General features: G+C 46.3%; 21 protein-coding genes. 18 read left to right on the top strand and 3 right to left on the bottom strand.

Translation table 11 applies throughout. The features are described 5' to 3' along the window. Nucleotides 1-44: 44 nt before the first annotated feature. From MHB37_RS27660 to MHB37_RS27645, 4 genes are all read left to right on the top strand, one after another. On the top strand, nucleotides 45-1,394 hold the full coding sequence (locus MHB37_RS27660) for a maltose ABC transporter substrate-binding protein (RefSeq protein ID WP_256716551.1): 1,350 nt from the start codon (nucleotides 45-47) through the stop codon (nucleotides 1,392-1,394). An 18-nt stretch (nucleotides 1,395-1,412) separates the two neighbouring features. After that, complete coding sequence (locus MHB37_RS27655; RefSeq protein WP_076128669.1) at nucleotides 1,413-2,720, top strand: carbohydrate ABC transporter permease; 1,308 nt, start codon at nucleotides 1,413-1,415, stop codon at nucleotides 2,718-2,720. Next, a complete protein-coding gene (locus MHB37_RS27650) occupies nucleotides 2,717-3,553 on the top strand; it encodes a sugar ABC transporter permease (protein WP_076128667.1) in 837 nt (278 codons plus the stop codon). The genes MHB37_RS27655 and MHB37_RS27650 overlap by 4 nt, the downstream gene beginning before the upstream one ends. A gap of 306 nt (nucleotides 3,554-3,859) precedes the next feature. Then, nucleotides 3,860-4,864: an asparaginase gene (locus tag MHB37_RS27645; RefSeq protein WP_341143556.1), complete on the top strand. Its 1,005-nt coding sequence runs from the start codon at nucleotides 3,860-3,862 to the stop codon at nucleotides 4,862-4,864. Nucleotides 4,865-4,995: 131 nt separating this feature from the next. On the opposite strand, the gene MHB37_RS27640 is transcribed toward MHB37_RS27645, so the two are convergent. After that, complete coding sequence (locus tag MHB37_RS27640; RefSeq protein ID WP_036680203.1) at nucleotides 4,996-5,220, bottom strand: DUF1128 domain-containing protein; 225 nt, start codon at nucleotides 5,218-5,220, stop codon at nucleotides 4,996-4,998. A 143-nt stretch (nucleotides 5,221-5,363) separates the two neighbouring features. On the opposite strand from MHB37_RS27640, the gene yyaC reads away from it, so the two are divergent. The 7 genes from yyaC to MHB37_RS27605 all read left to right on the top strand — a co-directional run bounded on the left by yyaC (nucleotide 5,364) and on the right by MHB37_RS27605 (nucleotide 13,307). After that, entirely contained in the window at nucleotides 5,364-5,888 is a 525-nt protein-coding gene (yyaC, locus tag MHB37_RS27635) for a spore protease YyaC (protein WP_248549634.1), read from the top strand. 106 nt (nucleotides 5,889-5,994) lie between these two features. Beyond that, nucleotides 5,995-6,801, top strand: a complete 807-nt coding sequence (locus MHB37_RS27630) for an alpha/beta fold hydrolase (RefSeq protein WP_076220034.1) — start codon at nucleotides 5,995-5,997, stop codon at nucleotides 6,799-6,801. A gap of 194 nt (nucleotides 6,802-6,995) precedes the next feature. Beyond that, nucleotides 6,996-7,667 (top strand): DUF6483 family protein, encoded by a 672-nt coding sequence (locus MHB37_RS27625; protein WP_076282738.1) that lies wholly within the window; start codon nucleotides 6,996-6,998, stop codon nucleotides 7,665-7,667. After that, nucleotides 7,667-8,485 carry a PhzF family phenazine biosynthesis protein gene (locus MHB37_RS27620; RefSeq protein WP_256717064.1) on the top strand — a complete coding sequence of 273 codons (819 nt, stop codon included), beginning with the start codon at nucleotides 7,667-7,669 and terminating at the stop codon, nucleotides 8,483-8,485. Before MHB37_RS27625 ends, MHB37_RS27620 begins: the two co-directional genes overlap by 1 nt. An 88-nt stretch (nucleotides 8,486-8,573) precedes the next feature. Further along, nucleotides 8,574-9,764 carry an SAM-dependent methyltransferase gene (locus MHB37_RS27615; RefSeq protein WP_076303094.1) on the top strand — a complete coding sequence of 397 codons (1,191 nt, stop codon included), beginning with the start codon at nucleotides 8,574-8,576 and terminating at the stop codon, nucleotides 9,762-9,764. Between the two features lie 961 nt (nucleotides 9,765-10,725). Further along, the gene (locus MHB37_RS27610) at nucleotides 10,726-11,298 is read left to right on the top strand and encodes a hypothetical protein (protein ID WP_405168721.1); all 573 of its coding nucleotides are present in this window, start codon (nucleotides 10,726-10,728) and stop codon (nucleotides 11,296-11,298) included. 29 nt (nucleotides 11,299-11,327) lie between these two features. Then, nucleotides 11,328-13,307 carry an O-antigen ligase family protein gene (locus MHB37_RS27605; protein WP_405168720.1) on the top strand — a complete coding sequence of 660 codons (1,980 nt, stop codon included), beginning with the start codon at nucleotides 11,328-11,330 and terminating at the stop codon, nucleotides 13,305-13,307. On the opposite strand, the gene MHB37_RS27600 is transcribed toward MHB37_RS27605, so the two are convergent. Together MHB37_RS27600 and MHB37_RS27595 are read right to left on the bottom strand one after the other, a co-directional pair. Beyond that, the gene (locus MHB37_RS27600; protein WP_052097330.1) at nucleotides 13,296-13,952 is read right to left on the bottom strand and encodes an SdpI family protein; all 657 of its coding nucleotides are present in this window, start codon (nucleotides 13,950-13,952) and stop codon (nucleotides 13,296-13,298) included. The genes MHB37_RS27605 and MHB37_RS27600 overlap by 12 nt on opposite strands. Beyond that, complete coding sequence (locus MHB37_RS27595; RefSeq protein ID WP_076179758.1) at nucleotides 13,952-14,290, bottom strand: autorepressor SdpR family transcription factor; 339 nt, start codon at nucleotides 14,288-14,290, stop codon at nucleotides 13,952-13,954. The genes MHB37_RS27600 and MHB37_RS27595 overlap by 1 nt, the downstream gene beginning before the upstream one ends. A gap of 216 nt (nucleotides 14,291-14,506) precedes the next feature. On the opposite strand from MHB37_RS27595, the gene MHB37_RS27590 reads away from it, so the two are divergent. From MHB37_RS27590 to MHB37_RS27560, 7 genes are all read left to right on the top strand, one after another. Next, nucleotides 14,507-15,265 (top strand): glucose 1-dehydrogenase, encoded by a 759-nt coding sequence (locus tag MHB37_RS27590; RefSeq protein WP_076128654.1) that lies wholly within the window; start codon nucleotides 14,507-14,509, stop codon nucleotides 15,263-15,265. Nucleotides 15,266-15,615: 350 nt separating this feature from the next. Next, nucleotides 15,616-16,230, top strand: a complete 615-nt coding sequence (locus tag MHB37_RS27585) for a DedA family protein (RefSeq protein WP_036680184.1) — start codon at nucleotides 15,616-15,618, stop codon at nucleotides 16,228-16,230. Beyond that, a complete protein-coding gene (locus tag MHB37_RS27580) occupies nucleotides 16,227-16,793 on the top strand; it encodes a thioredoxin family protein (RefSeq protein WP_076128653.1) in 567 nt (188 codons plus the stop codon). Before MHB37_RS27585 ends, MHB37_RS27580 begins: the two co-directional genes overlap by 4 nt. Before the next feature lie 4 nt (nucleotides 16,794-16,797). Further along, nucleotides 16,798-17,427 carry an MBL fold metallo-hydrolase gene (locus tag MHB37_RS27575; RefSeq protein ID WP_076128651.1) on the top strand — a complete coding sequence of 210 codons (630 nt, stop codon included), beginning with the start codon at nucleotides 16,798-16,800 and terminating at the stop codon, nucleotides 17,425-17,427. A gap of 546 nt (nucleotides 17,428-17,973) precedes the next feature. Beyond that, nucleotides 17,974-18,519: an RNA polymerase sigma factor SigY gene (gene sigY / locus MHB37_RS27570; protein ID WP_076179762.1), complete on the top strand. Its 546-nt coding sequence runs from the start codon at nucleotides 17,974-17,976 to the stop codon at nucleotides 18,517-18,519. Then, a complete protein-coding gene (locus tag MHB37_RS27565) occupies nucleotides 18,506-18,835 on the top strand; it encodes a YxlC family protein (RefSeq protein ID WP_076136947.1) in 330 nt (109 codons plus the stop codon). The genes sigY and MHB37_RS27565 overlap by 14 nt, the downstream gene beginning before the upstream one ends. Next, nucleotides 18,832-19,047, top strand: coding sequence for a hypothetical protein (locus MHB37_RS27560; protein ID WP_036680176.1), 216 nt, complete (start codon nucleotides 18,832-18,834; stop codon nucleotides 19,045-19,047). The genes MHB37_RS27565 and MHB37_RS27560 overlap by 4 nt, the downstream gene beginning before the upstream one ends. Nucleotides 19,048-19,085 lie beyond the last annotated feature (38 nt).

The following is a 19,085-nucleotide window of genomic DNA, read 5'->3' as shown; positions in this document are numbered from 1 at the left end:
GCGGGTTAGGTTTAATCACTCATGAACGAAGGGGAGATGAGCAAATGAAGAAGAGTAAACGTTCCAAAATGCAAGCGGTAACATTTAGTTTAGTCCTATGCCTGCTGTTAACTTTGACGGTCACCGCATGCGGTTCAGGCAATGGGAACTCCGCATCAAAGCCGAATTCGAGTCCAAATTCCGCAGTGAACGAGCCGGGGGGAACCACAAATGAGACAAATACTTCCGGAGAGAATACCAACGATGAGGAAATGAAACCAGAAGCAGGGGCCAAACTGATGGTCTGGGAAGCCAAGGAGCAGCTTGAGTACATGAAGCAGGTTGCTGCTGATTTCGAAAAAGAATATGGTGTTCCCGTCACAGTTGAGGAAATGGCAGGTGGTGATCAAGGCGCAAGACTGGCGACGGATGGTCCGTCTAAACTTGCTGCAGATGTGTTGACTCTGCCCCATGACCAGATCGGGCAAGCCGTAAAAGCAGGGCTGCTTTTGCCAAATGATGTTTTTGAGGAAGAAACCAAATCAACGATGGTGGCAACAGCCGTTCAGGCGTCGTCTTATGATGGCATTCTTTACGGTTATCCTAAATCGGTAGAAACCTATGCGCTGTTCTACAACAAGGACCTGATTCCTGACGCTCCTAAAACGTGGGATGATGTGATTGCTTTTGCAGATACGTATAACAATCCGAAGGAAAACAAATTTGCAATCATGTGGGAATTCGTCGGATATTACAGCTATCCGTTTATTGGCAGCTTCGGCGGATATATTTACGGAGACAACAATACGAATTTCAAGGATATTGGATTGAACAATGAAGGCACTATCAAAGGGTTTACGTTTCTGCAGAGCCTCAAAAAAATTCTGCCTTTGAATGCAGGAGATATCACTTATGACGTGAAAACACAGTTGTTCCAAGAAGGTAAGCTGGCGATGAATATCGACGGGCCGTGGTCCATAGCGGCGTTTAAGGAAAATGTTAACCTGGGTGTGGCGCCTCTTCCAAAGGGACCTGACGGTCAAGACAGTCTTTCTTTCTCCGGGGTCAAATCGTATTATGTCAACTCATATACGGAATATCCGGTCGCAGGCCGTTTGTTCGCACATTTTGCAAGCAATAAGGAGAATCAGCTTAAGAATTTTGAGATGACGGGAGCGATTCCTGCGAGTATAGAGGCTGGAGAAGCGCCGGAAATCAAAGATGACCCTATTATTGGCGGATTCTTCGAGCAATTCCAAAATTCCGTTCCAATGCCTTCCGTTTCAGAAATTAAATCGGTCTGGGAACCCCTAAAAGCAGCGTTTGTGTCCCTGTGGAACGACTCAAATCTTGATGTTAAACAGACGCTGGATCAGACTGTAACCACGATTCAGGCCGATCTGGAGTCGAAGTAAAGGGCAGGTGATTTAACCATGAGGAAAAAAACAGGCGCAGCGCTACTCTCGGCTATTATTCCGGGACTGGGCCAGTTCTACAACCGGCAGTGGCTGAAAGGATTGGTATTCCTGCTGGTGGGGTCTGCTGGAATCTACTATATTGCTCATGATCTGATGGGACATTTGCATGGCTTAATTACGCTTGGTGAATTTCCAAGCCGTATGGTCAAGGTAGGCAAATTAACCCGGATGGTGGAAGGCGACCACTCCATTTTTATGATGATCAATGGTCTAATGGCATTGCTGGCGCTGCTCTTTTATACAGCATTTCATTTACTGAACATCAGAGATGCATTCCTAGTTGGAGCTGCACGGGACCGGAAAGAGCCCATTCATTCATTCGCTGAATCGCTCAGAGCTATGGGGCGGAGGAATTTTGCCTATCTTGTCCTCGCGATTCCCTTTGTGGCCGTGGTTTTTCTGACGATATTACCACTTGTTTTTTCGGTGCTACTAGCGTTTACAAACTATGCCGACCCGATTTTACCGCCAGCACATCTGGTAGACTGGGTGGGTTTCGGTAATTTTAATAAAATGCTTAGTCTGGATGTCTGGAGTTCCACCTTTGGTGGAGTGCTGACTTGGACCTTGATCTGGGCGGTTATTGCTACTGCGACGACTTACATTGGAGGTGTGCTTATTGCAGTACTTATTCACCAGCCCCGTGTCCGCTGCAAAAAGCTTTGGCGCACACTTCTGATCGTTCCTTTCGCTATTCCCAATATGATTTCTCTGCTCGTCATGCGCAATATGTTCAATAATCAATTCGGACCGATCAATAGTTATTTAAGAGCCTTGGGACTGGAGGGTGTGGCCTGGCTAACCAATCCTTTCTGGGCTAAGGTCACTGTAATCCTGGCTAATATGTGGATCGGCATTCCGGTGACCATGATTCTGGCCTTTGGGGTGCTGACAACAATTCCGAAGGATATGTATGAAGCGGCAGAAGTAGACGGTGCTGGGTCATTTTATAAATTCCGCATGATTACGCTGCCCATGGTATTGTTCGCAACCGCACCTATCCTGATTATGCAGTTTGCCGGCAACATTAACAGCTTTAATGTCATTTATCTAATGACTAACGGAGAACCGGTTAATCCTAACTACCAGTACGCGGGCCACACTGACCTGCTGGTGACTTGGCTTTATAAACTGGCGCTGAACCAGTCACAGTACAGCTTTGCTTCTGTCATCGGGATTGTCATCTTCCTGATGGTCGCGACATTCTCCATCTGGAGCTACCGGCGGACGCGATCCTTTAAAGAGGAGGATATGATTGCATGAAGCTAAGACTGACGGAAGCGTTAAAAACGTTTGGAAGCCATTTATTGCTGATTGTGCTCAGTTTTATTAGTCTTTTCCCAGCTTTCTGGATTATTATGTCTTCTTTCAAAACAGGAAACAGTTTGTTCAGTGACTCATTGATTCCTAAGAATTTCACCTTTGTTCATTACAAGGAACTGTTTGAGCAAACTAAATATTTGCTATGGTTCATGAATACGCTAAAGATTGCGGCGTTGTCTACGCTGCTCGGCACCTTTTTGCTGCTGCTGACTTCGTACGCCATTTCTCGTTATCGATTTACGGGCAGAAAAACTACACTAACCACGCTCCTAGTTCTGCAGATGTTTCCGGGATTTATGGCTATGATTGCAGTTTACGTGCTGCTGAACACACTTGGGCTACTGAATTCTCATTGGGCACTTGTGCTCGTGTACAGCAGCGGTGCTATTATCACGAATGTTTTTGTGGCTAAAGGTTTTTTTGATACGATTCCTAAAAGCTTGGAAGATGCTGCGCGAATGGATGGGGCGAGTCATATGAAAGTATTTCTTTCTATCATGATCCCGTTATCTAAGCCGATGCTCACCTATGCCAGCCTTATGATTTTCAACGGCTGCTTTGTGGATTTTATATTCGCCGACCTTGTATTGCGCACGGAGGATACAAGAACGCTCGCCGTTGGGCTTTACCGGATGGTGAACCAAAGTAACTCAACCGAGTTTACGTTGTTCGCTGCCGGAGCGGTATTGGTCGCTCTCCCAGTCACGCTGCTGTTCATTTTCCTACAGCGTTTCTTGGTGGATGGCCTGACCGCAGGTGCAAGCAAAGGATAAGACGAACTGCGCTACCCTTGTGAGGCTACGCTGAATTCCATAAAAACCGCTTTCTACTCAGAGATCAAGGTTCTGAGAAGGAAGCGGTTTTTTATATTTTATCCGGTTTCTAAAATCTTCTTGGTGGGGACAGGATTGAAGAATAATGAAAATAGGAGTAGAATTCCTCATGGAACCAACACTTAAGGGAGTTTGTGGAGTACTCAAAAATCCCGGAGCACGGGGTTATTTTCTAGCATTTATTAAATGTGAATACTAATAAGTCCTTGTGAGTTATAGAGCATCTAGTTAAAGAGGAGAGAAATCATGGAAACCGTATTAGTACGAGAGTATCGGGCGGATTTGCTGGAATGTGTCCATAGTGGGCATATTGCCATCGTAGGAGAGAACGGAAATTTAAAGGGGTATGCAGGTGATCCGGAATTTGTATCGTTCACCCGTTCAGCTGCTAAACCCCTTCAGGCTATTCCAGGCGTACGTGGGGGGATTGTGGAGCATTACGGCTTTACACCCGCAGAGGTTGCCCTGATGACCGCCTCTCATCGGGGAGAGAGCTACCATGTAGCTGCGCTAGAGAGCATATCCTCCAAGATTGGCATCGATGAGCAACAAATGATCTGTGCAACGAGTTACCCGCTGGATTATTCCAGTAGGGAGAACGCCATTCGTGGTGCGGGCAAAAGAAAGTTCTATCATAACTGTGCGGGCAAGCACATGGGTATCTTATCTTACAGTAAGCTCAAAGGTTTGCCGCTTGAAGAATACTCACAGCCGGAGCAAACGGTGCAGCGTGAGATTATCGACACCATTGCTTATATGGCCGGTGTGGCCCCAGACAGTATCGGTTTAGGTACGGACGGATGCGGGCTGCCGGTATTTGCTCTGCCTCTGACCGCCTTGGCGACGGCCTATTTGAAATTAGCCAATCCGGATTTGATTGCAGATGAAGCTACTCGCAAAGCGGTTACTACTATTACAACGGCAATGAATGCTTATCCGGAGATGGTTTCTGGATCTGGTCGCCTTGATTCTATTCTTTTGGAAGATGATAATATTATTGCTAAGGGTGGATTTAAGGGTGTCTATTGCTTTGGCTTACGCCATGAGCGACTGGGGATTGCCTTCAAGATTCTGGACGGATCGGAAGAAGAGTGGGGACTTATTGTACAGGGAATTTTAAATCAAATTGGTTATAGTCAGAAAAATACCTTGGAAAAGCTGCGCAATGCATTTTCAGGCGTGATTTACAATGACGGGGGTACACGAGTAGGCCATGCGGATACCGAGTTCAAGCTTAATTTCATAAAGTAGGATCATATAAAAAGAGCCCTTCGACTACGAATCCATCTTCTGGATACGCAGCAAAGGGCTTTTTTCTACGAGAAGCGGTAGTCATCTTTAAAGGACGGCAACATCGGTTCTTCTTGTAATAGGGAGACCTATTATTTATGACGTAGACGGCCGAGTTCGGAGACGAGTGCTTCCACCTGAGAAATACTTAGTCTGTCGCTGCCCATGGCTACCTCATAAACATCATAGATATCTTCATAATGATCTACTGAAAAAGCGGAGGCTTGCATCGCCGCGGCACTGGCCATTTTTAATTTGTTTTTGATAGCCTCGATCATATACTCAACATTTTCCTGACTAGGCTTTGTTAAATCCATTAGGTTAAAACATCCTCTCTGTATACTGATTCATGTATTTTACCATGTTTGGCAGCTTGACCACCATTTTTTTGTCGGGTTCCCTGAAATCATGTTAAATTAAAGGCATGAGATCAAAAATATCATCGAAGGGAGGAAATGTATTGGCAATCAGAGAACAGGGAAGCGGAAAACGCATTAAAATGGACGATGCTGGATTAGTGTCCTTTTTCATGGAAATAGCTGCTCTGCATTCCGCCGAGGAAGTCACGTTCCTGTGCATTGGAACAGATCGATCTACAGGAGATGCACTCGGTCCGCTGACGGGCAGCAAACTTGTGGAACATGGCTTCCGACATGTAATCGGTACGTTGCCGTCTCCTTGCGATGCAGATAACTTGGTGGCCAGAGTGGCTGAGATTCCCTCCGGGCATATTGTAGTTGCGGTAGATGCTTGTCTGGGTCCTCCGATCGCGCTTGGATATTACTTCGTTTCGAGTGAGCCACTGCAGCCTGCACAATCGGTGGGGGCAAATCTTCCAGCCGTAGGTCACTATAGTTTGGCGGCCGTTGTAGATATGAATGGCCCGAAACCCTATAGAACGTTGCAGACCACTCCACTGCATAGAGTGATGGTTATGGCAGAACATATCGCTATAGCGGCAGCAAAAGGATTCGGACTCCAGTAGTACCCATTGGGCACTTAAAAATAAGTTGTCCGTTTCAAGGCGGGCTGTTTTGCTTAATAATAGATATTAGACATTATCTTAGTATTCTAGAAAGAGGGAAGCAGCCATGGAAAGAGTTCGTTGTGACGGAAGCAATATATGCTACAGTGATCAGGGGAAAGGCGAAGTTATTGTATTGCTGCATGGCTTTTGTGGAAGCGCTGAATATTGGGAACAAGTCATTCCTGTCTTAAGCAGCGGCTACCGAGTGATTGCTCCCGATTTACGTGGTCACGGAGCTTCGGAAGCTCCATTAGGACCTTATAGTATTGAACAAATGGCAGATGATGTTCTGGGTCTGTTAGATTCGCTGGAGATTGCTGAATGCATCATGCTTGGTCATTCGCTTGGCGGATATATTACGCTATCGTTTGCTCAGCGTTATGCTTCTCGATTGAAAGGCTTTGGATTAATTCATTCTACTGCTTATCCAGATAGTGAAGAAGCTAAGGAAAAACGACTGAAGAGTGTCAGCGCGATTCAAAATGAAGGGATTACTCCTTTCGTAGACAGCTTCGTACCAGGATTGTTTGCTGAAGCAACCGCTTCTGTATCCCCACAGTTGCTGGAGCGCGCTAAAGAAATCGGCTACAAAACGCCTCCACAAGGAGCGGCAGGAGCTGCACTGGCGATGCGTGAGCGTCCAGATCGACGGGATGTAATTACGGCCACTACGTTGCCGGTATTGCTTGTTGCTGGCGAGCAGGATGGATTGATTCCTGCTGAACGAACTTTTACTGCGGATAAACCGAATATAACGCAAGCAACGATATCGGGTGCAGGCCACATGAGTCTTTTTGAAGCTCCTGAACGATTAGCCGAGATCATAAAGGATTTTGTTCAGGCTTCCGTTTTAGACAATAGCCGCGTATAAAAAATCATCTACAAAGAGGCAGCACGGCGCCATTATGGCGTGTGCTGCCTCTTTTTTTAAGGGCTATCTAATGATCTGGTATTTTCCTTAACTGGCATAGAATTCGGCAATGGTTTAAGATAAATCAATAGAATAACTTAAGTGGTCTGAGTCCTGAATTTTTTGCTACCACAGTACGGAAAAGGAGGAATTGCATGTTTCGAAGAGACTATATTGTCCGGATGATCGAAGATATGACGGCGATGGTTGCCAAGGTATTTTCTCTAAAGCAGGAACGGAAGACGACAGAAGCTTTATGGGAAATCGATGAGCTGTTGAACCGGCATTTTCCGCTGAATTCACGTCTTTTAAATTCACTATCTGTAGAAGATATCATAGATATGTTTCGTTTCGGCGGTGTGGTTGAGTCCGATAAGCTTCAAGGTCTGGCCAAACTGCTGAAGGAAGAAGGCAGCATTTATGCGGCAAATGGCGATAAGGATGCAGCATTATTTAGAAGTATGAGAGCTTTACACTTATATTTGTACGCGGATCTTCATGGAGCAGACAGGGAGCTGCTGCATATGACTCAGGAAATTGATGAACTCTTGCAGGATGTGCAGGCCTATCGTCTCCCGTCTAAAACGGAGCGGCTACTGTTGGAGTATATGGAGTCGGTAGGACGATATAGTAAAGCGGAGGACAGCCTCTACCGGCTGTGGGAGCAAGGAGAAGATGTTGTAATAGAAGGGGATAAGCTGTACAATCGGCTGCTGCTCAAATCATCTGCAGAATTGGAACAAGGTGCCCTTCCTCTGGAGGAAGTAGAGCAGGGGTTAAAAGAGTGGGGCAGGGTAACAGGGATACGAAAGGAAGCAGGAACCTGATGAATACGATGAATATCCCTTTATATATTATCGATGCTTTTGCAGAACAGGCTTATTCAGGCAATCCTGCGGCGGTATGTTTACTGGAGCATCCCGTCGATGAAGGTTATATGCAGAAGACAGCAGCGGAAATGAACTTGTCAGAGACAGCTTTTCTCTGGCCAGAGGAAGATGGATATCGCTTGCGATGGTTTACACCTAAAGTTGAGGTCAAGCTGTGTGGGCATGGGACTCTAGCAAGTGCGCATGTACTATGGGAGAGCGGATTGCTAGCGCCTGACATGGAAGCAAGGTTCTATACACGCAGTGGGTTGCTCAGAGCTTCTCGTTCAGGAGATTTGATCTCACTGTACTTCCCGCCTTATCAGCTTCAACCCTCTCCTGTAATTTCAGGTCTCGCAGCAGCGCTTGGTATTGCAGAAGCCAATGTGGTGGAAACTATGCGATATGCTGACAATGTACTTGTACGACTGGATCAGGAAGCCCGGGTTCGCGAACTCAGCCCTGACTTCGGAGCTTTATCCGGGCTTGAAGGGAGAGGTTTCGCGGTTACCGCAGAAAGCTCTATCGAAGGTATTGATTGTATATCACGTTTTTTTGCGCCGAAGGTAGGAGTGAATGAGGATCCGGTAACAGGCTCAGCGCATACTGCACTGGCACCCTTTTGGGCGGATAGACTCAATCGTACGCAGTTGACCGCTTATCAAGCTTCGAAACGTGGAGGTTTGCTTCAGTTAGAGGTAAGTAAAGACGAGATTAAGTTGTCTGGGCGAGCATTAACTATAGTTAGTGGTGAGCTGCATGTTAAGCCCTGCTAGAACAAGGAACGCCCCTTGTTAACACGTGATATAATGAACGATGATGGTTAGGAGACATAGATTCTCCATTTTTAATCCCGAAAGTGAGATGTGCGTTGTGGAATCTTTAACAGCTCTAATTGAACAACTAATTAATGACCGTACTTTGATTACGGCTACCCTAAGTCAAGTACGTTATAAAGGCGAAAATTGTACCAAAGTGCAGGTTAAACCTGTTGAACTAAAGGGGAAGCTGCATTATCAGTTTGCGTCCTATATTGGTACAAAGGTAGAACATCGCAACGTACCCGCTGAGTTAGCGGCGGAAGAAATATCTCTTTTATTTAGAGAAACGTATCGGCAAGGTTTGTTGTGTACAGTAGAAGCCGATTATCAGGTGCTTATTAGTAAGAAATTCAAAGTATCAATCCTAACCAAGTCTCCAAGTAAAAAGGAAGAGCCGGATCTAGCTCACAACCGTCGCAAACGTTATGTGCTGGAGGATGGAGAGCCTGTGCCATTTCTGGTGGAGCTTGGAATCATGAATAAAGAAGGTAAAGTGCTGGCCAAAAGATATGATAAGTTTCGGCAGATCAATCGTTTTCTGGAGATGGTAGAGGACGTGCTTGCCGATCTGCCAACAGGCCGACCGTTGACGATTGTGGATTTTGGCTGTGGAAAATCATATTTGACCTTTGCGCTGTATCACTATCTGACCGTTCGCAAGAAGCGGGAGCTTAATATCATTGGGTTAGATTTAAAAGCAGATGTGATTGAGCATTGTAACGAACTTGCTGCCAAAATCGGTTATGATCACTTGAAGTTCTTCGTGGGTGACATTGCCGAGTATAATGAGCTGGAGCAGGTGGACATGGTGATCACACTTCATGCTTGTGACACAGCTACCGATGCTGCCCTTGAAAAAGCAGTACGTTGGGGAGCGTCTGTTATTTTGTCCGTGCCTTGCTGCCAGCATGAATTATTCGCACAAATCGAAAATGAAGTAATGAGCCCTATGCTTTCGCATGGCATATTGAAAGAGCGTTTTTCCGCCTTGGCTACAGACGCCATTCGCGCCAAATTGCTCGACATGATGGGTTATAGCAGCCAGCTGCTGGAATTCATCGATCTGGAGAATACACCGAAGAACATTTTGATTCGTGCCGTTAAGAGCTCAGCCGGGGACAACTCCGTCAAATGGCGCGAATACACCGCATTCCGCGATTTTCTGGGAGCAAAACCCTACCTCGAACGCGTATGCGCGGATCTGCTTCCTACTGAGAGTTCGGTAGAAGGGTAGAGGATATTAAGGTAGAAAGCGTAGGACGTTGCAGTGAGTGCGATCTAATGGCGAGTTGGTTTAGTTGTACTTTGTGCAATTAAATATGCTCTGAAGCTGCGTTTTAGTGATTTAGTTGCACTTTGTACACTTAAAAACGAACAATACTCCGCATATGGCGGGATTCTCGAAAAACAGTTGCACAAAGTACAATTAAAGTGGAAGTAAGCAGCGAGAGCACGGGAATAGCTGCACTTTTTACAATTATATAGCTTTTTTGGATGGGAATTCAGATAGTACAGCTAGTGCGATCTAATGGTTAGGATGGTGCAGTGAGTGCGATCTAATGACGAGTTGGTTTAGTTGTACTTTGTGCAACTGGATATGCTCTGAAGCTGCGTTTTAGTGATTTAGTTGCACTTTGTACACTTAAAAACGAACAATACCCCGCATATGGCGGGATTCTTGAAAAACAGTTGCACAAAGTACAATTAAAGTGGAAGTAAGCAGCGAGAGCACGGGAATAGCTGCACTTTTTACAACTATATAGTTTTTTTGATTAGAATTCGGATAGTGCAGCTAGTGCGATCTAATGGTTAGGATGTTGCAGTGAGTGCGATCTAAAGGTTAGGACGGTACGGCTAGTGCGGTCTAATGGTGAGTTGATTTAGTTGTACTTTGTGCAACTGGATATGCTCTGAAGCTGCGTTTTAGTGATTTAGTTGCACTTTGTACACTTAAAAACGAACAATACCCCGCATATGGCGGGATTCTTGAAAAACAGTTGCACAAAATACAATTAAAGTGGAAGTAAGCGGCGAGAGCACGGGAATAGCTGCACTTTTTACAATTATATAGCTTTTTATGGGAATTAGGGCGGTACGGCTCCTTTGTGGAGAGGTATCGTCTTTTTGCGTTCTAGTCTTGTATAAGGGAAATGTGGAAAGGATAGAGATAAATTAACGAATACAGGGGTATCTAAATGTGGCGTTTTAAAAAAGACCGGAGTCTGGAATCATCAATCGCATATATGTGTGGAGCCTTAGTGATAGCGGCTGGGGTGGGTGCTTGTTTGTTGCGGGGATTGTTTTTTACTGAGGAGATGTATCCCTTTCTAACTTTATGGTTTGTATTGTGTTGTACGTGCTCGCTTTATTATCTTGTTGGGGTTGGCGCATGGAGAAAAAGTGGGGGAGGTGCAGTAAGTGGTATTACGGGAGTCAATGGAGTTAGTGAAGGTAGTGAAGGTAGCGGAGAAAATAAAGCGTTAAGAATATTATTAAGCGTCCCTTTAATTATTCTATCACTTTATGTGATTCATTGGTTGCGCGGGCCGCTTTCCTCCCAGGGAACTATGAATGAAACGCTGCGGTGGGGCTTGTATGCTAGCTTTGCATTATTGGTTTGTTTTTGTGCGGTGAACCGGGTGGGGCGGCGGATTGTAAATGTAACTTGGTCTATGGCGGGTATGTTTTTGAGCATGAGCGCTTTGTTGGCTGTTTGTGGAGTGGTAAAGTTGCCTTTCGCTGTGGCCACAGCAATTCATCGGAAGTGAGTGCCACAGGGGTTAGGTTAGCAGGATTGATGGAATATCCGAATGCTTTTGGTGCTGTTATGGCTGTTTTTCTTCTGCTGGAACGGCTATTTGCTGTTGCTGTTTATTACGGGGAGCCAAAAAAGAGCGTGAATATGTTGGGAGCAAGAAGTGTTGGGCTGGGGATGGAGTGCGCAGAAGCAGAACGGAGGAGCAAAGGGGCAGGAGGCGTGGAAGCGAAGCAGGGAAAAGCGGGAAGCACGACCGCCGCGCTGCTGCGCTTGCTGCCGCTGTTCCCGTACACCGCCGCGCTGCTCCTCAGCGAGTCGCGCGGCGCATGGCTGACGGCGGCTTGCGCCTGCGCCGCCGTCTTGCTCTGGAAGCGGCAGCTAATCGCGCCGCTTCTTGCTGCTGGCGCCGCGCCCGTGGCCGCCGCGGCGCTACTCTACCGCCAACTGGCCCGTGCCGGGTTGGCGGTAGAGCCTGTGCCCGGCCTGCTGTTGCTGGCCGGGCTTTGGGCCGGCGCGCTGCTAGCCGGCCTGTGGCTGTGCCGCCGCCAGCGCAGCGCGGCGGGCACTGCCCGAGCCGCTATGCTGGCATTGGCGGCGGCGGGTTGGACGGCGGCGGGGATCGCCGTCCTCCTGCACGTGCGCGAGCGGATTACCGGACCGTCATCGACGGTATCCGCGCGCGGGCTGTTCTACCGCGACGCCTGGCGGCTAGCGGCAGAGGCACCTTGGCTGGGACGTGGGGGTGAGACTTGGCGGCATGCCTACCTTGCCGCCCAATCTCGCCCTTATGTAGGCAGCCAGGTGCATAATGGATACCTTGACATCCTGTTGAACTTAGGATTCGTTGGTCTTGCAGCCATACTCCTTATGCTGTTGGCAACAGGCTGGCTGCTGGCTACTAAATCGCCGCGGTTGCTGCCGCCGTTTCTGGTCATCGTCTTACACAGCGTCGTCGATTTTGACTGGAGCTACGGATTATTTTGGCTGCTGCTATTCTGGCTGCCAGCGCTTGCTCTGGCTGAGGATAAGCAGAAACATCAATCTGCGCCAACCCACCCTCAGTCTGAGACCAAGCTGCCAATTCAATCCACATCTACGAATCCGCTCACCAATGTCTCTACACCAGCGAATCCGCTAATTGCTCAATCTTCATCTACGAACCCGCTCACCAATGTCTCTACACTAGCGAATCCGCTAATTGCTCAATCTTCATCTACGAATCCGCTCACCAATGTCTCTGCACCAGCGAATCCGCTAATTGTTCAATCTTCATCTACGAATCCGCTCACCAATGTCACTACACCAGCGAATCCGCTAATCGCTAACTCCACACCAGCGAATCCGCTGATCACTCACTCTACACCTACGAATCCGCTAATCGCTTACCCCACACCCAAGAAATCGCCCCAAATCCGCCTTCGCCAACTAATCGGAACTACGGTATGTTGTTTTTCGCTTCTGCTGGGGGTGCTATCTTTTCACGCCGCTCAAGGAGAGAAGTTCTATCGACAAGCGATTATGTCGGTGGATCCTTCGGTGAAGGTAGAGTTGCTACAGCAATCGCTGGGTTGGAATCCCCGGTCACCTCGAACGGTTATAGCATTATCTAGGCTGCTCTCGGGTGAACAGAGCGTGAGTCTGCTTCGGCAGAGTTTGTTGTATTCTCCCGAGAATGCCAGCTTAAGCTGGGAGCTGGCTGAACGATGGATGAGCAGTGACCATCCGGGGGCAGCGTTATATTGGATAGACCAGAGCTTTAGGCTGGATAAGTACAACAATGCCAAGTGGGTGAAGGCGATTGAAGGGATGCTTCTTATGGGGCAAAAAAAGCTTGCAGAAGGAAATCGAAAGGAAGGCCTAGTCTGCGTCGCCTCTGGGAATGAACTTCTTCTGGAATATAGAAGGTTGGCAGAAGAGGAGGCTAATAAAGGAGGGCAACATAATGATCGTGAGTTCCAAATGACAGAACAAGCCGACGACTTGAGTCGACGGCTTAGTATGCTGGCTTTACGATTTTAGCGGACGTGAAATCATCCAGGAGTAGAGAATGGGCACGATAATTGCAAGTACGAGTGCCGTAATAATAAGAAGCTGAGACAAGGCTCCGCTCAAAAAGGCTCCTGCAAAAATAAGTAGGCCACCGATCATCCACATTATCCCGGATAGACGATGTGTTTTTCGCCATACCTCAGGGTTGGCGAGCGTCCAGGCTGTACGAACCCCAAACAAGTAATTATCTTTTACCTGTGGCATGTAGTTGCCAAGAGCAATAAACATTATTCCAACAGCGCCTATGGCGATCTTCCCAACATTTATATCTTTACCTAGACCGTAAGCAATCGACAGCACCAGCATTAGATTAAAAAGCATCCCAATAGCAAGTCTGCTCATGGCATAGGCATTTTCGAATTTTTTGTAATTGTCCCGCTTAGGGTCGATGCTGCGTGTGAACTGCATGATCAGCGGGAGCACAATGCCTAAGATTCCGAACACAAAAATAGCTATATTTTTGTCCCAGTATCTGTTGACCTTACCCGTAATTCCAAATTGTGCCGGTAACTCCTGCGGAAGCTTGCTGTAATTGATCAGAGCGTAGGCTAATGTAGCTAAACCTAATATTACGATGAGGGTATCCTGCCATCTCCATTTGAAATCTTTCATCATTAATCCGCCTCCTTTTTGGAATCGATATCCTGATGTTGCTGCTTTCCGTCCAGTGATTTACTCTCCGTCTCCGTTTGCTTACCTGTCCCAGTGAGCTCCAATAACCAACCGAGAACCTCTTCGAGGACTGTTGTGTTTAGCGAGTACATAATAAATTGTCCTTTTCGCTCATCCTGTACAAGATCGGCATGCTTCAGCGCATTCAGATGGTGAGAAATGCTTGGCTTAGACATGTTGAAAAAATCTGCGATTTCACCTGCGGTTCGATCTTTCTCCCTTAGTAACCGAATGATTTGGCGACGGGTAGGGTCAGCTAGTGCTTTGAAGGATTCATTCATATTCCACCCTGCCTTTCGATATTTAAATAATTATCTAAATATATAATAACTCTTTGTTTTAATAGCTGTCAATGCAGTATTCACTTAGCAATAGCGTGTGTAAAAGTGTCACCGAATCTTTAAAATTAAGGACCGTTCAAAGCCTCCTCCTGTTCATACTAACGAAGGGCATGCATTCCTTGATGCACCGAACATACGATGCAGAGGAGCGGATATATGATACTAACCAATAAAGTAGCAGTAGTTACGGGTGCAGGATCGGGGATTGGAGAAGCGATTGCTCTGCTTTTTGCCCGACAGGGTGCTAAAGTGATTGCTGCGGACATCCATCTGGCGAATGTAGAAGCGGTAGCCAAAAAGGCGGAAAAGGGTGAGGGACACGGAGTCGTCTACCCTGTAAAGGCCGATGTCTCGAAGGAAGAGGACACACAGCGAATGATTGATGCCGCAACCACACAGTTCGGAGGCCTTCATATCCTTGTTAATAATGCCGGAATTATGGATAAAATGACGCCAGCGCACGAGATCACTGATGACTTATGGGAGCAGGTGCTTGCGGTCAACGTAACCGGTCCGATGAGAGCCATTCGTAAGGTTTTGCCGATTTTTATGGCGCAGGAAAGCGGATGTATCATCAATGTAGCCTCTATTGGCGGCTTAGCGGGCTCGCGGGCGGGAGTGGCTTATACTTCCTCTAAGCATGCTGTAATCGGGATGACCAAAAATATAGGATTTCAATACGCTAAGCTTGGAATTCGCTGTAATGCCATAGCGCCGGGCGGGGTAAAGACAAATATTGATCTGTCTGATCCAAGTCCTTTTGGGAGTCAAAAAGCGGGCGAAGGTATGGCGTCGATGCCACGGACAGGGGAGAGCAGTGAGATTGCTTCAGTAGCTTTATTTTTAGCTTCAGATGCTGCAAGCTTTTTGAATGGATCGGTGATAACGGCGGATGCCGGCTGGATGGCTTATTGATTGAGCGCAGATAAAAAGGTGTTCATTTTCCCTTTATTGGTGGAATTTGTTCACCTTTTTTGTTTATGCCTATTACTCAAACTCTTTTTAAGTATGGATTGGAAGATGGAAGCTGCTTGCCGCGTAAGTAGAAGTGATAAGGTTGCTTGTGCTAGAATAGGCTAAGAGAAACTGGAAAATATAGCAGAGCGGCAAAGCTTTTAAAAATATAAGAAAGTATAAGATTAGTATCTATGCTTTTATGTTCTTATATTTCACTCGCTTAAACGCTTAGTGTCTTATAAAGATGCCAAAGGCGATTAGCTTGATACATGTAGCCATATTCTGCGGAAAAGGGAGGAGGAGCACGTTTGCATTTTATTTCTGATCTGATCTCGACATTATTTGAATGGATTCAGAGTCTTGGTTATTTTGGGATTATGATCGGACTGATGATTGAAGTTATTCCTAGTGAAATTGTATTGGCTTTCGGTGGTTTCTTGGTATGGAGTGGAGATATTAATTTTTTCGGCGCAGTATTGTTTGGTACGATAGGCGGAGTGATTGCCCAGATCTTTGTATATTGGATTGGCCGTTATGGGGGCAGGCCTGTACTGGAGAAATACGGGAAATATATTCTTATCCAAAAAAAGCATATTGATCATTCGGAAGAGTGGTTCAATAAATATGGGACAGGCGTAATCTTTACGGCACGCTTTATTCCCGTTGTTCGCCATGCCATTTCCGTTCCAGCGGGGATTTCTCGTATGCCTTTAGGTAAGTTCACTTTATTGACTACACTTGCTGTTATTCCATGGAGTGCTTTGTTCGTATATCTCGGTATGACATTGGGGAATAAGTGGGAAGATATTGACGAGGTAGCAGCTAAGTATACCAACGAAATTATTCTCGTAGCGTTAGCACTAATCATCATTTATTTTGTGTATAAGTGGTTTAAATCCAAGAAGAGGGGGACTGCAAAATGAAACCGAATGTAGCTCATAAATTTGGAAAAGGTCTTACACCGCGCCAATTTGTAGAAAGCATGACGAAGAACCAGCAGGCTTTTGAATCCTGGTATGAGAAGTTTTCTTGGGAAGATGAGAGTGACAAGGAATTTTTTGAAAGCCTGAACCATCGTGATGATTTGCGGGTACTTATCCTTGCCGCTGATTGGTGTGGAGATGTAGTTCGTAATGTCCCTGCGGTATTCCGTATTTTGGAGACTGCCGGAATGAAGACAGAGGTATTCATTTTGGAGGAGAACCAGGAGCTTATGGATGAATTCTTGACCATGGGCGGAAGATCTGTTCCGATTGTGATCTTTGCAGATACCGGCGGATATGTGCTTGGACATTGGGGTCCTCGTCCAGAGCATGTGCAGAGCCTAATGAGAGAGTTCAAACGTGAGAATCCTGATCGCGAGGCCGCTGATTACGACAGCAAAATCGCAGAAGTACGTAAGGCTATGGGGCAAGCTTATGGGGAAGGAACGGAATCACAGGCAGTTATCGCAAAAGAGCTGCGTAGTCTGATTTCCGGATTCTAGACCAATGCTAAATATACGTTCGTTTAATTTAGGTCCTCTTCAGACCAATGCCTACTTGCTGACAGGTGCAGATCCAACGAAGGGTATCATTATTGATCCCGGTATGAATCCTGCGGCATTAGTGCGGAGTATTGAAGGGATGGAGATCGAGGCTATTTTGCTGACGCATGCGCACTTTGACCATATGGGCGGCGTAGACGAAATTCGTAAAGCTAAGAAATGCCCTGTTTATTTACATCCACTAGAGAGTGAATGGCTCAGCAGCCCTAAGCTAAATGGTTCATTGATGTGGCCTGATGTTTCATCTCCTTTAACTACAGATCCTGCAGAATATGATCTGGCAGAAGGACAAGTTCTGCAATTCATCGGACATACCTTCCGCGTGTACCATACACCTGGGCACTCTCCGGGCAGTGTCAGCTTCCTATGCGGGAATGATTTATTCTCTGGAGATGTGCTGTTTAAGATGGGAGTTGGGCGCACCGATTTGCCTGGTGGCAGGGAACGTGATTTGTTCGATTCTATTCGTGGCAAGCTGTACAAAATGGATGATGAAGTGAAGGTTTATCCAGGTCATGGCTCCCGAACAACCATCGGTTTTGAAAAAGTTCGTAACCCTTATATCCCTCAATAAACAATCATTCTAGTAGAACTGACAAGAATCGAGGAATTTTTGATAGACAAAGGGATACAAAAGGACTACAATATTGTTAATTAAATGTAACATTAACCTCGCGAAGCACGCAGACTGCGGAATTAATCCCGGTTTGCGTTCTTTTTTTTGTCTACATATAGGTTTAAAAGCATGGGGGGAAATAGATTGGAGAAGAATATATATTACCCGTTGGATTACGGATGGTATGACTCCAAGGAGAAATGGACTAGTTTTTGCAGCAGTAAATGCCGATGTTTTTCAGAATGTTCTGGAAAGGGCGGTTTTTGTACTTCCATAGAACGCAGGGACATACAATCTGAGAATAAGGATGGGAGAATACCAGTGAATTCAGGAGACGAGCCTAGAAGAAAGCCTCTTTTTTGGCATTTCCCTGCTGAAGCAGGATTGCTTCAGCCATGGCGGCGTAAGCTCTGGGAGCTCAAAAAATAAAATTAAAGCGCATTGAACGAATCACTATACATAATCGTATTACAAATAAGAACGAAATCCTGAATGGAGGGGCAGATGAGCGATCAGGCGCTGGAGAAAATCAGACGGGCACAGCAGGGAGATACTTCAGCACTGTCTTCACTGCTGCGAGAACATTATACTTTTCTGTTCAAATATCTACTCAAAGTGACTATGGATCCGTTGCTGGCAGAGGATCTTGTACAGGACACGATGGTCAGATGTATGGAAAAAATCAATACCTATAACGGTTCTTCTTCGTTCTCCTCTTGGTTAATTACGATAGCCACCAGAATATTTATCGATCGAAAGCGGCGCTGGAAACGTGAGGCAGAATGGAAGAAACGGGAACAGCAGGCGCAGGGCACCCGTTCGATTCGTTGGCGGTTTGAGAGCAGGGGGGAAGAATGGAGTGAAGTACTTGATTCCATTTCCAAGCTACCCTCTGCTCAGAGGGTAGCTGTGCTGCTGAAGCATTATTATGGCTATAGCTATGAAGAAATCGGTGTGATCATGCAAATTCCTTCTGGCACGGTCAAATCGCGTGTGTCCCTTGGTCTTAACCAATTGCGAAAGGAGCTGAATGAGGATGGAGAAGGATAAGGAGCCAGAACTGTATTTGCACAAGCTTACTGAAGAGCTTGAACGTTTGGATGCGCAATATGATGACATCACCCCACCTTCGTTACAGGAACTGGAGTGGTTAATGGCTGATGCAGCTGTGCAGAGAAAGAGAAGGGAACGCAAAGAACTACTGTTATTCTGGGGGGTCTCATTGATCCTGATCTGCGCATTTTTATCCATTCTCACTTCTGCGCCAATGATCTATTGGATTATTCAGGCGATCATTCCTATTGTAGGACTGGGTGGCTTAGGGATCGCCAGGATCAGAAGAAATAGAGAAGGTGTACAAGAATGAATGAGCTGCAGGATGTGCCTCTTTGGTTGTGGTTTGGCATAGCAGTAGCGTTAATGCTGCAGGGGACCTTACTGTTCCGGGACGCAAGACGGCGAGGGAAAAAAGCTTGGTTCTGGGGATTATGGGCGATTACTACAGTTCCGTCACCCGCATTAGTCTACTTACTTGTTGTTATTCTTCCTGATCGACGTAGACGGAAGAAGCAGTTGTGAAGCTTTAGTAAAAAGCTCGTTCCTTTCATCTTATTACA

It is taken from the genome of Paenibacillus sp. FSL H3-0286 (genome assembly GCF_045040705.1).
Classification (GTDB): Bacteria; Bacillota; Bacilli; order Paenibacillales; family Paenibacillaceae; genus Paenibacillus_AQ; species Paenibacillus_AQ odorifer.
This window is presented reverse-complemented; position numbering and strand designations above follow the sequence as displayed.

Bases quoted from the DNA above. Each gene is read 5' to 3' on its own strand.
- MHB37_RS27660 (WP_256716551.1), top strand. From the start codon at position 45: ATGAAGAAGAGTAAACGTTCCAAAATGCAAGCGGTAACATTTAGTTTA.
- MHB37_RS27655 (WP_076128669.1), top strand. From the start codon at position 1,413: ATGAGGAAAAAAACAGGCGCAGCGCTACTCTCGGCTATTATTCCGGGA.
- MHB37_RS27650 (WP_076128667.1), top strand. From the start codon at position 2,717: ATGAAGCTAAGACTGACGGAAGCGTTAAAAACGTTTGGAAGCCATTTA.
- MHB37_RS27645 (WP_341143556.1), top strand. From the start codon at position 3,860: ATGGAAACCGTATTAGTACGAGAGTATCGGGCGGATTTGCTGGAATGT.
- MHB37_RS27640 (WP_036680203.1), bottom strand. From the start codon at position 5,220: ATGGATTTAACAAAGCCTAGTCAGGAAAATGTTGAGTATATGATCGAG.
- MHB37_RS27630 (WP_076220034.1), top strand. From the start codon at position 5,995: ATGGAAAGAGTTCGTTGTGACGGAAGCAATATATGCTACAGTGATCAG.
- MHB37_RS27625 (WP_076282738.1), top strand. From the start codon at position 6,996: ATGTTTCGAAGAGACTATATTGTCCGGATGATCGAAGATATGACGGCG.
- MHB37_RS27620 (WP_256717064.1), top strand. From the start codon at position 7,667: ATGAATACGATGAATATCCCTTTATATATTATCGATGCTTTTGCAGAA.
- MHB37_RS27615 (WP_076303094.1), top strand. From the start codon at position 8,574: ATGTGCGTTGTGGAATCTTTAACAGCTCTAATTGAACAACTAATTAAT.
- MHB37_RS27610 (WP_405168721.1), top strand. From the start codon at position 10,726: ATGTGGCGTTTTAAAAAAGACCGGAGTCTGGAATCATCAATCGCATAT.
- MHB37_RS27605 (WP_405168720.1), top strand. From the start codon at position 11,328: ATGGAATATCCGAATGCTTTTGGTGCTGTTATGGCTGTTTTTCTTCTG.
- MHB37_RS27600 (WP_052097330.1), bottom strand. From the start codon at position 13,952: ATGATGAAAGATTTCAAATGGAGATGGCAGGATACCCTCATCGTAATA.
- MHB37_RS27595 (WP_076179758.1), bottom strand. From the start codon at position 14,290: ATGAATGAATCCTTCAAAGCACTAGCTGACCCTACCCGTCGCCAAATC.
- MHB37_RS27590 (WP_076128654.1), top strand. From the start codon at position 14,507: ATGATACTAACCAATAAAGTAGCAGTAGTTACGGGTGCAGGATCGGGG.
- MHB37_RS27580 (WP_076128653.1), top strand. From the start codon at position 16,227: ATGAAACCGAATGTAGCTCATAAATTTGGAAAAGGTCTTACACCGCGC.
- MHB37_RS27575 (WP_076128651.1), top strand. From the start codon at position 16,798: ATGCTAAATATACGTTCGTTTAATTTAGGTCCTCTTCAGACCAATGCC.
- sigY (WP_076179762.1), top strand. From the start codon at position 17,974: ATGAGCGATCAGGCGCTGGAGAAAATCAGACGGGCACAGCAGGGAGAT.
- MHB37_RS27565 (WP_076136947.1), top strand. From the start codon at position 18,506: ATGGAGAAGGATAAGGAGCCAGAACTGTATTTGCACAAGCTTACTGAA.
- MHB37_RS27560 (WP_036680176.1), top strand. From the start codon at position 18,832: ATGAATGAGCTGCAGGATGTGCCTCTTTGGTTGTGGTTTGGCATAGCA.